Annotated in this window: 14 protein-coding genes; 10 read left to right on the forward strand and 4 right to left on the reverse strand. The window is 41.2% G+C overall.

What is annotated here, in order from left to right:
* Positions 1-174 precede the first annotated feature (174 nt).
* The gene (locus tag MN200_RS06010; protein ID WP_004693920.1) at positions 175-645 is read left to right on the forward strand and encodes a YaiI/YqxD family protein; all 471 of its coding nucleotides are present in this window, start codon (positions 175-177) and stop codon (positions 643-645) included.
* A gap of 13 nt (positions 646-658) precedes the next feature.
* On the forward strand, positions 659-1,570 hold the full coding sequence (locus MN200_RS06015; protein WP_058869319.1) for an EamA family transporter: 912 nt from the start codon (positions 659-661) through the stop codon (positions 1,568-1,570).
* A 15-nt stretch (positions 1,571-1,585) separates the two neighbouring features.
* On the opposite strand, the gene MN200_RS06020 is transcribed toward MN200_RS06015, so the two are convergent.
* Positions 1,586-2,155, reverse strand: a complete 570-nt coding sequence (locus MN200_RS06020) for a PilZ domain-containing protein (RefSeq protein ID WP_242760318.1) — start codon at positions 2,153-2,155, stop codon at positions 1,586-1,588.
* Positions 2,156-2,179: 24 nt separating this feature from the next.
* Here MN200_RS06020 and MN200_RS06025 point away from each other — a divergent pair, with 24 nt between their 5' ends.
* The 3 genes from MN200_RS06025 (at position 2,180) to MN200_RS06035 (ending at position 6,663) form a co-directional block, all read left to right on the forward strand.
* Positions 2,180-3,415: a lipoprotein-releasing ABC transporter permease subunit gene (locus MN200_RS06025; protein WP_242760319.1), complete on the forward strand. Its 1,236-nt coding sequence runs from the start codon at positions 2,180-2,182 to the stop codon at positions 3,413-3,415.
* The gene (gene lolD / locus MN200_RS06030; RefSeq protein WP_004693913.1) at positions 3,408-4,091 is read left to right on the forward strand and encodes a lipoprotein-releasing ABC transporter ATP-binding protein LolD; all 684 of its coding nucleotides are present in this window, start codon (positions 3,408-3,410) and stop codon (positions 4,089-4,091) included. Before MN200_RS06025 ends, lolD begins: the two co-directional genes overlap by 8 nt.
* A gap of 100 nt (positions 4,092-4,191) precedes the next feature.
* Positions 4,192-6,663, forward strand: coding sequence for a DNA internalization-related competence protein ComEC/Rec2 (locus tag MN200_RS06035; protein ID WP_242760320.1), 2,472 nt, complete (start codon positions 4,192-4,194; stop codon positions 6,661-6,663).
* On the opposite strand, the gene MN200_RS06040 is transcribed toward MN200_RS06035, so the two are convergent.
* Complete coding sequence (locus MN200_RS06040; protein WP_242760321.1) at positions 6,563-7,552, reverse strand: lysophospholipid acyltransferase family protein; 990 nt, start codon at positions 7,550-7,552, stop codon at positions 6,563-6,565. The two genes, MN200_RS06035 and MN200_RS06040, sit on opposite strands and share 101 nt — an antisense overlap.
* A gap of 127 nt (positions 7,553-7,679) precedes the next feature.
* Between MN200_RS06040 and sppA the strand changes: the two genes are divergently transcribed.
* Both sppA and MN200_RS06050 read left to right on the forward strand, forming a co-directional pair.
* A complete protein-coding gene (gene sppA, locus MN200_RS06045) occupies positions 7,680-8,699 on the forward strand; it encodes a signal peptide peptidase SppA (protein ID WP_125273058.1) in 1,020 nt (339 codons plus the stop codon).
* The gene (locus MN200_RS06050) at positions 8,696-9,496 is read left to right on the forward strand and encodes an alpha/beta hydrolase (RefSeq protein WP_242760322.1); all 801 of its coding nucleotides are present in this window, start codon (positions 8,696-8,698) and stop codon (positions 9,494-9,496) included. Before sppA ends, MN200_RS06050 begins: the two co-directional genes overlap by 4 nt.
* Positions 9,497-9,549: 53 nt before the next feature.
* On the opposite strand, the gene purN is transcribed toward MN200_RS06050, so the two are convergent.
* Together purN and purM are read right to left on the reverse strand one after the other, a co-directional pair.
* Positions 9,550-10,179, reverse strand: a complete 630-nt coding sequence (gene purN / locus MN200_RS06055; protein ID WP_168159068.1) for a phosphoribosylglycinamide formyltransferase — start codon at positions 10,177-10,179, stop codon at positions 9,550-9,552.
* A gap of 5 nt (positions 10,180-10,184) precedes the next feature.
* Positions 10,185-11,255 carry a phosphoribosylformylglycinamidine cyclo-ligase gene (gene purM, locus MN200_RS06060; protein ID WP_242760323.1) on the reverse strand — a complete coding sequence of 357 codons (1,071 nt, stop codon included), beginning with the start codon at positions 11,253-11,255 and terminating at the stop codon, positions 10,185-10,187.
* 132 nt (positions 11,256-11,387) lie between these two features.
* Here purM and cxpE point away from each other — a divergent pair, with 132 nt between their 5' ends.
* From cxpE to rbtA, 3 genes are all read left to right on the forward strand, one after another.
* Positions 11,388-12,608: a chloramphenicol efflux transporter CxpE gene (gene cxpE, locus MN200_RS06065; RefSeq protein ID WP_168159067.1), complete on the forward strand. Its 1,221-nt coding sequence runs from the start codon at positions 11,388-11,390 to the stop codon at positions 12,606-12,608.
* Positions 12,609-12,623: 15 nt separating this feature from the next.
* Positions 12,624-13,328, forward strand: coding sequence for a DnaA regulatory inactivator Hda (gene hda / locus MN200_RS06070; protein WP_058869325.1), 705 nt, complete (start codon positions 12,624-12,626; stop codon positions 13,326-13,328).
* Positions 13,329-13,450: 122 nt separating this feature from the next.
* Positions 13,451-15,256 carry a rhombotarget A gene (rbtA, locus tag MN200_RS06075; protein ID WP_242760324.1) on the forward strand — a complete coding sequence of 602 codons (1,806 nt, stop codon included), beginning with the start codon at positions 13,451-13,453 and terminating at the stop codon, positions 15,254-15,256.
* Positions 15,257-15,265: the final 9 nt, after the last annotated feature.

Consider the following 15,265-nt stretch of genomic DNA (forward strand, 5'->3'; position numbering starts at 1 on the left):
AAAAAAGACTAAAGCCTTACTTTATTTGACAGACAAAATAGTAAAAGCATTTCCTTGTGATACTTAAAAAGTATGACACAAGCTTTGTATTAGGGATTTTGAGCGGTTTTATCTATTATGCTCAAGCACTGAGTTTGTTAGACTAAGGCAGTTTCTTTTGTTTATGGATGTGCAGTGCTGCCATTTAAGCTCTGGGTCGATGCAGATGCATTGCCTAAAATTTTACGTGAAGTGATTTTACGTGCTTCAGATCGTTATCAGCTTGAAGTGACCTTTGTGGCCAATCAGAATGTAGGGATTACGCCTTCCGTTCGTATAAATTCGATTCAAGTAATGAGTGGGGCGGATGCCGCGGATAAAGAAATCATCGAACGCATGAAAGAGAATGATATTGTGATGACACAAGACATTCCGCTGGCAGCACAGGTGATTGAAAAGGGTGGAATCGCAATTCACCCACGTGGTGAAATCTATACTACAGCCAATGTCAAAGCCCGCCTACATTTACGTGATTTTATGGATTCATTACGTGGAGCAGGCGTAAATACGGGTGGGCCACCACCTATTTCTGAGCGTGATAAACGCGAATTTTCTAGTTCTTTAGACCAAACCATTCAAAAGCAAAAACGCAAAACTGCCATTTAGCATCGAGCTGATTATGTCTTCTAAAGCCAATCTGATGGCAACCTATGGATTATTGGTTTTTATTTGGTCCACAACGCCTTTAGCGATTGTGTGGAGTGTGACCGATTTACATATGCTGTGGGCGTTGGTATTACGTTTTTTCATTGCGCTGCCTTTGGCTATTTGTTTGTTATTGGTTTTAAAGCGACATTTCCCTACCGATAAAGTTGCTTGGCATAGCTATTTGGCTGGTTCTTTTAGCTTGATTGGCTCGCAGTTTTTTACCTATGTGGCGACCAACTATATTAGTTCAGGCATGATTGCATTGATGTTTGGCTTAGCACCGATTATGGCAGGGCTGATCGGACGTTTTTACTTTAAGACTTATTTGAGTGCGATGCAGTGGCTTGGAATGTGTATTGCACTGCTGGGACTTGCGATAATTTGCCTTGCAGGTACAGCACAGCATGTCCATCCGTTTGGGATTGGACTGATGTTACTGAGTGTATTTTCTTATGCAGCCTCTATTTTCTGGGTGAAAAAAGTCAATGCGAATATTGAACCCGTTGCACAAGCGACAGGTTCAATTTTGGTGTCGACATTGGCGGCTATATGTATTGTGCCATTTATTTGGCAGCATGCACCGCAGCAAATGCCCGATTTGAAAACTTGCTTGGCGCTGCTATATACGGTCGTCATGGCATCATTGATTGCGATGTTCTGTTATTTTAAATTGGTGCAGAAAATTCAACCTACGACTTTATCGCTGACTACCGTCATGACACCGATGATTGCTTTATTTATAGGTGCTGTGCTGAATCAAGAAAAACTTTCGATGATGGTGATTTTGGGTGCAGTGGTTTTATTGTCAGGTTTGTTCGTTTACTTTTATAAAGACCTTCAGGCAAGCCGGAAACTTGCCCAAAAGTTAAAAAGCCAAAACTAGTCAAAGGTTTTGGCTTTAATGATCTTCGACAGTCAAAGAAATACAGTCGGCCAGTTTGACACGATCTTGTGGGTGCAAGGTAATAAAGTATGCCCCCGTACGGCACTTGCCATTTTCCTCTTCATTGCTGTACACCACTTGCGCAATCGCGGCAATATGGAAGAAGTTTTCAGGGTGGCTCAAGGTTAAGTGGATATAGGTACCATCTTGAATTTGTTTTTCGCTATAGAAACTCAAACCACTTTCAGAAAAATTCACATGTTCAGGCGTAGGTAACATGGTTTGTACAATTGTGTCGTACAAAGACCCCGTGATCAGGTTTAATTTCTGGTTAAATAGGGATAAGATTCGAGCAATTTGTTGATCTTTTTCAGATAATTGTTCTAATTCGTAGTTTAGTGCATGATCAAATTGATCTAATTCTGCGAGTAGTAGAAAATAGCGCGGTAAAACAAAATTAGGATCGTAAGGGTCATTAAGGGCAACATCATCAGAAATAATCTGATAGTTAATTCTCAAGGCCGCGTCGATTCGAGACATCACACGACGTTCAGTTTGAACGTTTTGATGCTGTAAACTTTCCATAATTATGACCTCGGACTAGATGGTATGTTTAAACCAATCTCGCTGTATATAGGGTTGAGATATACTCGCGCACGGCGTAGCAACCACTTTATTTCTTTTATTGCACTGGTTTCGATGATCGGTCTGACACTGGGTGTGGCTGTACTTATTACAGTCTTATCTGTAATGAATGGTTTCGACCGAGAGCTGAAAACACGTGTACTTGGAATGATACCTCAAGCCACTGTTTCTTCAACACAAATTTTAACAGATTGGCCTGAACTTGCAAAAAAAATTGAGACAAAGGAACATGTCACAGGCGTAGCGCCGTTTACTCAATTGCAGGGGATGCTTACGGCACAAGGCCAAGTGGCTGGAATTATGGTCACGGGGATCGAACCTCAATATGAAAAAAAGGTTTCGATTATCCAAGACCACATGGTTGAAGGCGGCATTGATAACTTAAAAAAAGGTGAGTTTGGTATTGTTTTAGGCAAACAAATGACCGATGCCTTAGGTTTAGGTTTAAATGATAGTGTGACTTTGGTTTTACCGGAGGCAACACCATCGCCAGCGGGTGTGGTACCGCGTTTTAAACGTTTCAAAATTGTGGGCATTTTCAGCATTGGTGCTGAGGTCGATTCGATGATGGGCTACATTGCCTTGAATGATGCATCAACGTTGTTACGCTTACCTGATGGCGCGCAAGGCATTCGCTTGAAATTGGATGATATTTTTGCAGCACCTAAAGTGGCTGATGAAATTGTGATGGATCTGCCAAGCGGTTTTTATGCCTCGAATTGGACTTATACTCACGGCAATTTGTTTAGTGCGATCCAAATGGAAAAAGCCATGGTGAGCTTATTGCTCTTCCTGATTGTCTTGGTGGCTGCATTTAATATTGTGTCGTCCTTGGTGATGGTCGTGACCGATAAAAAATCGGATATTGCTATATTACGAACTCTTGGGGCTTCTCCAGCAACTATTACTCGTATTTTTATGGTTCAGGGTACGATTATTGGTGTAATTGGTACGGTATCTGGTGCGATTCTCGGTATTGTTTTCGCTTCAAGTATTAGTAGCTTGGTGGGTTGGCTAAACAATGTAATGGGACTTCATTTATTTGATGCTTATTTTATTAATTACTTACCTTCGTACTTAAGATGGCAAGATGTATTAACCATTGTGTCCCTGTCTTTAATTTTAAGTTTCCTTGCAACAATTTATCCTGCAATGCGTGCTGCAAAAATCCAACCTGCGGAGGCATTACGCTATGAGTAAAATTGTTTTAGAAGCACAAAATATTGAAAAGCACTTTACCGATGGTAAGTCGACCGTTGAAGTGATTAAAGGTCTCTCTCTACAAGTCAAAGCAGGCGAATTTGTCTCGATTGTGGGGTCTAGTGGTTCGGGTAAAAGTACGTTGTTACATGTATTGGGCGGTTTAGACCGTCCGAGCTCTGGACAAGTATTTTTACAGGGTAGTCGTTTTGACAGTTTGAATGAAGCTGAGCGTGGTTATTTACGTAACCAACACTTAGGTTTTGTTTACCAGTTTCATCATCTGTTGCCTGAATTTACTGCTTTGGAAAATGTGGCAATGCCATTGATGTTACGTCAAGGCACCAACTTTAAGGATGTACAAAAGCAAGCCGAATATTTACTCGAGCGTGTAGGATTGACGCATCGTTTAACCCATAAACCAGGTGAGCTTTCGGGCGGGGAACGGCAACGGGTTGCATTAGCACGTGCATTGGTGGCCAAGCCTGCGTTGATGATGGCAGATGAACCGACAGGTAATTTAGATCGCAAAACAGCAAGTAAAATTTTTGAGTTGCTGATGGATTTACGTCAGGAGTTCAATATGGCGATGTTGATCGTGACACATGATGAACAACTGGCTCAGTCCGCCGATTCTATTTTGCATATGCAGGATGGTCTTTGGGTCAATGACTAGGCTGAGTGCCGATAAAAATATGAGATAAAGCCACTATCTATTGAAGCCCACTTCGGTGGGCTTTATTATGGCGCCAATAAAAAAATAACTGAATAAAAGAATGAAATTTTTATATGCTGCTGCTTGGATTGTAGGAATTGCATTGATGGGGCAGACCATCCCCATTCTAAATCACCTTTTTTATCCAGCGCTGATTTTAGTCATCCTACTTTTGCCTTTACAGCTTTTTCTCTTTAAGCACAAACACGCCCTTATTTTGCAGTTTATAGGTGGACTGATTTATTCCATGCTGTTTTTAACTGCGGGATATCATTATGCACAATCGGCTTTGCAACAGCGTCTAGCCTATAAAGAAACAAAAGTTGAAGATGCTGAAGTCATTGTTTATATCGCAAAAATTAACCAACTGGGTGCTGAGACCATTCAGCAAGAAATACAGGTCTTGAACCGACATGTGCAACCAGTGCAGTGGTTGGGTTTTCAAAAAAGGATCTCAGATCAACAAGAGGTCTTGGAACTTGGGAAATACTACCGATTGACAGGAGAAATTCGTCCTGCACATAGTTATGCGGTGCAAGGTGTATTCGATGTTGAGCAGTGGTATCTGCAACGTAATCTCATGTCGGGTTTTAAACTCAAGCAAATACAACCCTTGTCTGAGTCAGAAATTTATGCGTTAGGCTATACCCATTATTTAAGAAAACAGCAGGGCGTACTCAATAAAATTCAACTGGGTATAGAACATCAGCGATTAAACATTCGTCATTTTATTTATAGCCAGCCCTTAAGCCATAAGGGCTTAATTCTAGCGCTTCTGACTGGGGATGAAAGTTTCTTAGATAAGGAGACGACAGACTTTTTTCAACGTTTTGGCATTAGTCATTTATTAGCGATTTCTGGGCCACATGTGTTGATCTTTGCCGTGATGCTGTGTTGGCTGTTACAAAAGATGCTGAATCGTTATTGGCCACAGATTTTTCTAAAAATCCCACGACCTTATGCATTGTTACTGCCATTTTGTTGCTGCGTATTGCTGTATTGTGCCTTTGTAGGTTTTGAGATTCCTGCACTTCGTACTTTACTTAGTTGTTTCTGTTTAAGTGTGTTGATTTGGCTCAGGCAGAAAATTTCAGCTTTGACGTTACTCTTATTGAGTGCATCACTCCTTTTACTGTTTGATCCTTTTTCAATTCTATCAGCTGCCTTTTGGCTGTCCTATGTTGCATGCTTTGTGCTTTTACGCATTTATCAAACCACTATTCGGCTGGATTTGACTCGCCCGCAGTCTTGGCAGAAAAAACTTGTTTTTAGCTTAAAACTTTTGGTTGAGTCGCAGTGGAAAATATTTGTGGCTCTGATGCCTTTGGTGATTATTTTCTTCAAGCAAGTCTCATGGGTGAGTCCAATCAGTAACCTTGTCGCTATTCCATTGATCAGTTTGTTGGTTGTGCCACTGGAGGTTTTGGCAGCATTTACTTTTTATTTTTTTGAACCGCTAAGCAGCATTTTGTTTCAGATGGCGGACTGGGTGCTGGTATTTTTATTGGGCATACTCAATGTACTGGATGCGCTACTACCGATTAAGTTATACCCGATTGCTCTCAATACTTGGCAAGTCATTTTACTGATTGTGCTTTTAATCATTGTTTTTATGCCCAAACCGAGCCTACCAAAATCATGGCTGGTACTAGGTTTGATTCCTTTGTTGGGGTTTAGCAGCCAAAACCGTCCTTTTGAGTTAATCGTACTTGATGTCGGTCAGGGACAAGCGGTGTATATGCAGCATGGTCACCAGCATGCCATGATTGATGTTGGTGGCTCCTATGATGAATCGAAGTTTAGCATTGCTAAGCAGATTATTCAGCCATTTTTATCGCAGCAAGGTGTGAGCCAATTAGATCAGCTGATACTTACACATTTGGATCAAGATCATAGTGGAAGTTATGCCACATTAAAAAATGAGTTGTCGATCAATCAAGTTTACTCTAATCAGCAATTGGATGTGGCAACGACGTCAAACTTTAACTATTGCCAACAAGGTCAGATCTGGCGCTGGTCTGAACAAGTAGAAATCAAAATTTTGTCGCCGAAAGCCAATCAATTGGCACAAGTGCCGTATCAGCAAAATGAGTTATCTTGTGTGGTCTATATACAGGTGAAGCATGTACAGCCTTATCAATATTTTCTGCTTATGGGAGATGCAGGCTGGCAAACCGAGTTTCAATTATTACAGGATTATCCAAACTTAAAAGTTGATGTATTGATCTTGGGTCATCATGGCAGTCGACATAGTTCAGCCTATGCGTTTTTAAAACATTATCAACCGAAATTAGCAATTGCCTCAGCAGGGTTCAATAACCGTTATGGACATCCAAGTACAGTAACGCAAACTCGTTTGAAAGCTTTAAATATCCCACTCTTAACAACAGTAGAGCAAGGTAGTATCGGTTTTATTGTGCAGCCTACAGGGATTATTGAACTGACGACACAACGTCAGACTCGACAGTGGTTGCAGTCGACTGAATCTGTTGTTCCATACGCAGTTGCTCTAAACGCGTCACAGCCTCATTAAAGGGAAGGTTATACAGTGCTCGAAGTTTGGGATTGGCTTTAAAGCGCTTATAGGTCCAATGATAATGCTCTGGGTGACGACGAATCAGGTCTTCAATGGCTTGGTGAATGACGAAGGTGCCATCATTGGCTGTACCTTGATAAATACTTTCACTGATTTCTTCAATGTACATATCAAAGCCATCGTCATTACGAATAGCATAGAGCAGTAAAGCCTTGGCTTTGGTTTTTTGAATCAGTTTGGCGCTCAGGTTACTTGAAGCCAAAGGAAAGCCAAAATAAGGAATCATTTCCCCGCCATGTTTTGGGGTATGATCGGGTAGAATTACGGTCGTCCCCCCTTGTTTGAGTGCCTTAAAAATTTGGCGCACCCCTGATTCATCGGTCGGGACAAGATGAGCGCCTTCACGACTGCGCGCCTCACGAACAAATAAGTCAGCACCAGGATCCTTGACCGGTTTATACATAATGGTCATTTCAGTAAATTGGGCGACATAACTATTCATAATTTCCCAAGTCCCAAAATGAGGTACAATTAAGACTAAACCTTTCTGAGCGGCAAGCGCCTGATGTAGCAAATGTTCGCCATGTACTTTTTGGACGCGTTCAATATTTTTTTGGTTGCTTGAACCCCAAATACTAAAAAACTCAAAATAGGTGGTCAGTTCATTACGTACTGCTTGCTTCGCAATCACTTCGCGTCGCTCATCACTCAGCTCAGGCAGCGCAATTTTTAAGTTGAGTCTGAGAGCATCATTGTTTTTACTGATTTTTAAAAGATTGACTAAGCCTGCTAAACCTTTAGCAAAAAAACGTGCAAATTTAATAGGTTGTTTGCTTACAAAACGCAGTAAACGATAAGTCGAGTTTTGCTCGTGTGCTTTAGTCATTCTTTAGAGTCAATGGTACATGTGGATAAAAACATAAAATATTATAGGCTAAAATAAACGGTTTCGACAGTTTTCTACAAATCAGTGTATATAATGAGGGCAATTTTATTCAAGTTTGGATTGTTATATGTCCGATTGGCCACCAAAACCAGAAAATGAAACGCCGAAACAACTGCCTGTACATGAACAGCCGACAGGAAACGAATGGAAACTTTTAGAGAAAGCAGTTTTAGCTTCAGTTGAAGAACAACGTCGTGCACGTCGCTGGGGTATCTTTTTCAAATGTCTAACTTTTGCCTACCTTTTGTTTATTCTGATAGCCATGACCAAGAGCTGTTCGACCAGTGGTACTGATGCAACTGCATCTAAACATATTGCTGTAGTTGATATTGTTGGTACCATTGCCGCTGATGAGCAAAGCGTAAACAGTGATGACACGATTAAGTCATTAAAGAAAGCTTTTGAAAATAAACAAAGCCAAGCGGTGGTGCTCAATATTAATTCACCGGGCGGTTCTCCGGTTCAGTCGGATGAAATCTGGCAAGAAATTCAATATTTGAAAAAAGCGCATAGCGATAAAAAATTGTATGCGGTGATTGGTGATACAGGTGCATCAGGTGCTTATTATATCGCATCTGCTGCGGACGAAATCTTGGTAAATCCTTCGAGTTTAGTGGGTTCAATCGGTGTGATTATGCCGAACTATGGGGTGAATGGTCTCATGCAAAAACTGGGTGTTGAAGACCGCACCATGACCTCTGGTCAAAACAAAGCTTTATTATCAATGACACAACCCGTTAACCCTGCGCAGCGTGCACATGTTCAAGGTGTACTTGATAATGTACATGAGCATTTTATTAATGCTGTGAAACAAGGTCGTGGCAAAAAGTTAAAGTCGAACGATCCTGCACTTTTCTCAGGTCTTTTCTGGACAGGGGATCAGGCGGTCAAACTGGGTATTGCTGATCGTATTGGTAATTTACATACTTTAAAACGTGAACTAAATACCGATAAGGCTATGGATTATACGGTGGTACATAGCCCACTAGATGCTGTATTAGGCCGTTTAGGTGCATCTATGGGAGCTGGTTTTGCATCTTCACTTTCAAATCAAATGCAATCTGAACAGACCACGAAACTGCAATGAAACCGTTAATTCATTTTGCGCACGCCAATGGCGTGCCTTCTAAGGTCTATCAGAAATTATTTGATTTACTGTCAGATCAGTATGATGTGATCTATGTCCCTTTATTAGGGCCAGATAAAAACTACCCGATTGATAACCATTGGAAAAGCTTAACTCAGCAAGTGATTGACAGTATTGTTCGTCAGGCACAGGGTCGTAAAGTGATTGGTTTAGGACATTCATTAGGATCAGTGCTGACGTTTCAGGCGGCATTACAGCGTCCTGATTTATTTGAACAAGTCATCATGATGGACCCGCCTTTGATCATGGGCAAAGCTTCGTTTGCATTACACTTTGCTAAGATGCTGAAGTTAAAAATGGTCGATACTATGTCTCCAGCAGCGCTATCTTTACGGCGTCGTGACCATTGGGAAAGCCGTGAGCAAGCAGCTGAACTTTTACGTCCAAAAGGTTTTTATAAAGACTTTGATTCAGACTGTTTTCAAGCTTATATTGACTATGCTTTAACGGAAGATCGTGTCCGTGGTGGTGTTGAACTTACGATTGCAAAAATGGATGAAGTTCATATCTTCAGAACCAATCCCTCTTTATGGTGGCTGCCTCAGTGCAAACCACAAGTGCCGATGCATTTAATGATTGCTAAAAAAGGTCCTTTTATTGGTCCAGGTTTTCCACAAATAGTGAAAAAGAAATTTGGCATTCCTTATCAAATCGTTGAGGGAAGCCATATGTTTCCTTTGGAGCGACCAGAGGCAACGGTTGCTCTGATTAAGACGCTGATTCAAGAAAATGTTTAATAGTACTTTTCAGTAGCCATAAAAAAACGCCTCCAAGGAGGCGTTTTTTTATTTTAAAATTTGCAAAACTGAATTGGCTCGTGCATCAGGGTATTGCGGTAGAGAACGCCTTGGTCTGTATGCTGAATCGTTTGTGTACAAATCCACTCTACCACTTGCGGGTAGATGATATGCTCAAGCGTATGGACACGTTGGGCCAAACTATTCACACCATCATGTGAACCAACTTTCAGTACACCTTGTGCCAAAGCTTGACCTGCATCAAGTTCAGCCGTCACATAGTGCACGGTACAGCCATGCAGTTGATCGCCAGTATTTAGTACGCGCTGATGGGTATGCATACCTTTGTAATGCGGTAGAAGAGAAGGGTGAATGTTGATCATTTTCCCTTCCCAAGCACTGACAAATTTCTCACTTAAAATACGCATAAAGCCAGCAAGAACCACTAAGTCCACATTCCAATCAAGCAATTGTTGATGCATGACACCATCAAAGGCTTCACGATGAGGATACTGTTTGTGCTCAATGACTGCTGTTGCAATACCTGCATTTTCAGCACGCTGTAGCGCATAGGCTTCAGGTTTGTTGGAAATCACACCCACAATTTGGCCTGATAGATTGGCATCAATCAAGGCTTGAAGGTTTGATCCACTTCCTGAAACCAGAACAGCAATTTTAATCATATGGCTTAAGCAAATATCACGCGGATTTTTTCGTCTGCGCCTTCAACTGACTCAGCATTGTCAGCGATATGTCCCATAGTGAACGCTTTTTCACCAAGGCTATTGAGTCGTTCAACTGTTTTGTCCGCATCAGCAGCATCAACAACTAAGACCATGCCTACGCCACAGTTGAATGTGCGATACATTTCAAACTGTTCAACACCACCTTCACGTTGAAGAAGTTTAAACAATTTTGGCCATTCCCAAGATGCTTCATTCACAACAGCTTGAGCACCATTCGGCAATACGCGTGGTAAGTTACCTGGTAAACCACCACCAGTAATGTGCGCCATTGCGTGTACATCAACTTCTTTTAAAAGTTGAAGAATAGGCTTCACGTAAATACGTGTTGGTTCCATTGCAACATCAGCAAGTGGACGACCATCAACGATTTGCGTCAAGTCAACGTTTTTCACGTCTAAAATTTTACGAAGTAGAGAGTAACCGTTTGAGTGAGCACCACTTGATGCAACACCAATTAAAACGTCACCCGCTTTGACTTTAGAGCCATCAATAATTTTGCTTTGCTCAACTACGCCTACACAGAAACCTGCCAAGTCGTAATCTTCGCCTTCATACATGCCCGGCATTTCGGCAGTTTCACCACCAACCAATGCGCAACCAGCAAGTTCACAGCCTGTACCAATACCAGTAACTACGTTTGCAGCTACATCTACATTAAGATGGCCAGTTGCATAGTAGTCAAGGAAGAATAATGGCTCAGCGCCACATACAAGAAGATCGTTTACACACATTGCAACCAAGTCTTGACCAATCGTGTCATGACGGTTCAAATTCAATGCTAAACGTAATTTTGTACCAACACCGTCTGTGCCAGATACGAGAACAGGTTCTTCATAACCTTTAGGGATTTTACAAAGTGCACCGAAGCCACCTAATCCGCCCATTACTTCAGGACGAGTAGTACGCTTCGCGACAGATTTGATACGATCGACTAACGCGTCGCCCGCTTCAATGTCGACACCTGCATCTTTGTAGCTTAAACCAGTGTTTGGGGTAGAAGTTGAGTTGCTCATAATGAAGTCTCCGCATTCGCGGGGCGATTATACCTGAATATACTAAACACATATGTTATTTCTGCGCTAAAATGTTATCTTTACTAAAATATTTTTCTCAATAACGATTAAATCTGAAAAAGGCGAGATTGCATGCAAGATCGTACACTTAAACGTATTTTTATTTTGGCAGGAATCGCGCTCATACTCTGGGTGTTGTATCTACTCAAGCCTGTTGTTTTACCTTTTATTGGTGCATTTTTAGTCGCTTATCTGTTTAGTCCACTGGTCGATAAACTGCATAAAATTGGCTTACCACGTTGGTTATCTATTAGTGCTGTTTTTATCGGTATTGGCGTCGTCATTACATTGGCATTTTGGTATTTGGTTCCACTGGTGTGGGAACAGTTGATGTATGCAAAGAACAGCATTCCTTCAGGTATACATTGGGCGAATTATAAATTCCTCCCTTGGTTATCTGACAGTTTTAATTTAGTCCCAATGGAATTAGATGTTGACCAGATTTCAGCCGCGATTATGGAATATGTACAGACCAACTATAGTGCAGACAGTATTCAGGCTATGATTGCCAAGTTGGCTCAGTCTGGACTGAACTTCATTCAGATTGGTGGTACGGTTGTGCTGATCCCAATTATTGCATTCTATTTTTTATTAGATTGGGATCGCATGCTGGACAGTTTCCGTCGTCTTATTCCACGGAGATATGAAGAACAGACCTTAGTCATTGTTAAAGAATGTCATAGTGTACTTGGTGCTTTTGTCAAAGGTCAGTTCTTGGTCATGGTACTCTTGGGCGTGGTCTATGCAATGGGCTTACAGTTGATTGGACTTGAAGTAGGTTTGATTATTGGGATGGTGGCTGGGCTGTGCAGTATCATTCCGTACTTAGGTTTTGCGGTTGGGATTATTGCCGCAGTGATTGCAAGTTTATTCCAATTTGGAATTGATTGGATGCAATTACTCTTGGTTGGTGTAGTCTTTATGATTGGTCAGGCAGTGGAAGGCTATATATTACAACCGTTCTTGTTGGGCGATAAAATTGGATTGTCTCCAGTTGCTGTGGTATTTGCAGTACTGGCTGGTGCTCAATTGGGTGGTATTTTAGGAATGTTAATTGCATTGCCTGTCGCTGCTGTGATTGTGGTCTTATTAAGACATGCACGTGAGTTTTATGAAAACAGCCCAATGTATAGTACATCTACTTATGTTGTGCAAGATTCATCAGCGGGTTCAATTACGATTGAAACCGATCAAGTCGATGTTGATATTGAACTAAAAAATCAAACGGTAAAAGCTCAGCAAGCATCTGAAAATTCAAGTAAGATTGATCAGATAGACCATAAAGAAATTTAGGATACACAACCCAGCATGCGTCAATTGCAACTAGATATTGAACCCCAACTCGATGCCCGAATCAGTGATTTTTCTGGGCCGGGATGGGGGCATGTTATCGATGCGATTCGTCAGTTACATGCGGGTTTAATGAATCGTTTTTATGTGTATGGTGGTGCAGGTTCTGGAAAAAGTCATTTACTTTCAGCAATTTGTGATTCTTATTTGGATGTGGGTAAAACAGCGATTCAAGTTTCACTACTTGAACTGTTGGATGCCCCAACAGAAGCAATTACTTCTTTAGAGCGTTTTGATCTTGTCGCATTAGATGATATCGAAGCCATAAGCGGTGTGCCACATTGGCAGAAAGCAGTCTTTCACCTGATCAACTACAATAACGAAGAAGGCGGCCAATTGGTGTTCTCTTCTCGTGTTGCGCCGATTGAATTAAAACTGGAACTACCCGATTTACAATCTCGCCTGACACAAGCTGTAAGTGTGAAAGTACCAAACGGAAGTTTGTATGCCGATCGTTCTACATTGGTGATGTCGGTTTTGTCGCGTCGTGGGATTCATATCGATCAACAAATTATTGATTATTTACTCGCACATGGGCCGCATCAAACCTCGGTATTATTGCAAAGTTTAGAACAACTAATTCAACTGTTAAAAGGTGAGAAAACCAAACTGAGTAATGCAAATCTCAGACAAATTTATGCGCTAATTGACGAATATCGGTAAATCATAATATTACTTGAGAAATTGTCCGAGCTGTGACAGAGTACGAAAAATTGTTAGATATTGCAGGGATTTTGCAATCTAAGAATAAAAAGAAAAGATAAAATAAAAGCAAGGAGATCGTTATGCTCAAGAAGAGCATAGGTGTAGCTACGCTATTGGTGGCGAGTCATGCCTATTCGGACAATATTAAAGTGACCATCACTGACGATATTGTCAAAAATGACACGGAATGTTCACTTCGCGAAGCTATCGACTATATTAATCAAGGTATGCCTGAGGCGGGTTATTATGGCTGCGGGGGCAAAGATGCCATTTCCACCGTCATGCTTGAGAAAAATAAAACCTATTTGCTAAATACCCATCTTGCGATCAAAAAAGATTTAACACTCAGAACAAGTTATGACAGTTCTGTGGGGGAAGAAACTGTTCAGGGTTTAAGTAATGCTATCTTAAAAATGAATGGTTCTGACAATTTATTAAGGGTTGATAATGCTGAGAATGCTTTAATTCGTGTTTTAGTAAAAGATGTTACTCTACAGGGCTGTGCGAAAGACTGCGGTGTGAATCAAGGTGGTTTAATTTATAACAATGAATATTTAGGTCTTGAGTACGTCAAATTAACAGGTGGTTTTGCAGGGAAAGGGGGTGCGATTTACAATGTCGCAACCTTGCTCGAAGATGGTACCAGTCGTAGTCTAGTCGAAATTCGCTCTACTTTAGTTGAACAAAACCAAGCGGCACAAGGTGCTATTTTGTATGGGGACGCGCCTTCTTTTCGGATTTATAATTCAGTTTTCAAAGAAAATAAAACAACAGACGCAAGCAGTGCCAATATTTACTCTGTCAATAATGCAGCGGTTAAAGAAGACACGACCTTATCCAGTTTAACATCACGTCTGGTCAGTAGTACCTTTGTGAAAAATACAGGTTATGTCGTCAATGTCCGAGATGGCATGGCTTTGAATAACTTAACGGTGGTGGGAAACAGTAAAGGGATTTATTTCAATCCATCTACAAACTTGGCTTATCTGGCCAATAGTATAGTTTTAGGGAATGCTGAAAATACCATCACACAAAACTGTGCTGGGGATTTAAGTAAAGCAGTTCTTCAGAACAACTTAGTCACGCAAAGTGACTGTGGCAGTGGTGCGAGTTATTATCCGAATGAGTTTTGGTCTGGCGCTTTGATTGCAGGCAGTGATGTGGTGGGTGAGTGTAAAACCATGTCTGCAGATGCTGACAGTTTATTGTGTCCTTATATTGTTCCCAACCAAAAATTTTTAGGCTATATCCGTCCACGCATTTTAATGAGTCAGACGCATTGGTTAGATTCTCCAATTGTGAACAAGGGTAAAGTGGTTGTAAATACAACGGATTCTTTAATTGGCTGTGAAAATTCAGATCAACGTGGTGTGAATCGAAATACGAACAATACCTTTTGTGACCGTGGTGCAATCGAGATTGAGGTCCCAACGACCATTAGCTTAATTGGTGAAGATCTGATTGCGGGGCAAGTAGCTAAACTTTCTGTTGCAGATCTGCTTGGAGATAGTGATCTACTGTCCAAAACCGAATGTGCAAGCTTGTTCAAATCGGCTAAAGCGCCAAATGGTGAAGAGTGGCAACCGGGTTGTATGCGGGTGCAGCAGACGCAAACGGTATCCAAAGGCAAAGTGGTGATTGATGAACTAGGAAATATTACTTACACGCCAAATGGAGCATGGCATGGTGCTGATATATTCAGGTTACAGCTGGTCACAACCACGACACGTTTTGATGAAAATATTCCGTTCGTCGAAGTGAATGTACAAATTGTACAAGAACCGCAAAATCATATGGAAAGTGACAAAATTAAAACCTCTGGGGGAAGCGCGGGTATTCTGAGCTTACTGGGGTTATTTGCTTTAATTTTGCTGCGTCGAAAATAAAAAGAAAAG

This window comes from Acinetobacter sp. LUNF3, assembly GCF_022699605.1.
In the GTDB taxonomy this organism is placed as follows: domain Bacteria; phylum Pseudomonadota; class Gammaproteobacteria; order Pseudomonadales; family Moraxellaceae; genus Acinetobacter; species Acinetobacter johnsonii.

Bases quoted from the DNA above. Each gene is read 5' to 3' on its own strand.
- hda (WP_058869325.1), top strand. From the start codon at position 12,624: ATGCGTCAATTGCAACTAGATATTGAACCCCAACTCGATGCCCGAATC.
- sppA (WP_125273058.1), top strand. From the start codon at position 7,680: ATGTCCGATTGGCCACCAAAACCAGAAAATGAAACGCCGAAACAACTG.
- purN (WP_168159068.1), bottom strand. From the start codon at position 10,179: ATGATTAAAATTGCTGTTCTGGTTTCAGGAAGTGGATCAAACCTTCAA.
- MN200_RS06040 (WP_242760321.1), bottom strand. From the start codon at position 7,552: ATGACTAAAGCACACGAGCAAAACTCGACTTATCGTTTACTGCGTTTT.
- MN200_RS06025 (WP_242760319.1), top strand. From the start codon at position 2,180: ATGTTTAAACCAATCTCGCTGTATATAGGGTTGAGATATACTCGCGCA.
- MN200_RS06020 (WP_242760318.1), bottom strand. From the start codon at position 2,155: ATGGAAAGTTTACAGCATCAAAACGTTCAAACTGAACGTCGTGTGATG.
- lolD (WP_004693913.1), top strand. From the start codon at position 3,408: ATGAGTAAAATTGTTTTAGAAGCACAAAATATTGAAAAGCACTTTACC.
- cxpE (WP_168159067.1), top strand. From the start codon at position 11,388: ATGCAAGATCGTACACTTAAACGTATTTTTATTTTGGCAGGAATCGCG.
- MN200_RS06050 (WP_242760322.1), top strand. From the start codon at position 8,696: ATGAAACCGTTAATTCATTTTGCGCACGCCAATGGCGTGCCTTCTAAG.
- rbtA (WP_242760324.1), top strand. From the start codon at position 13,451: ATGCTCAAGAAGAGCATAGGTGTAGCTACGCTATTGGTGGCGAGTCAT.
- MN200_RS06015 (WP_058869319.1), top strand. From the start codon at position 659: ATGTCTTCTAAAGCCAATCTGATGGCAACCTATGGATTATTGGTTTTT.
- purM (WP_242760323.1), bottom strand. From the start codon at position 11,255: ATGAGCAACTCAACTTCTACCCCAAACACTGGTTTAAGCTACAAAGAT.
- MN200_RS06035 (WP_242760320.1), top strand. From the start codon at position 4,192: ATGAAATTTTTATATGCTGCTGCTTGGATTGTAGGAATTGCATTGATG.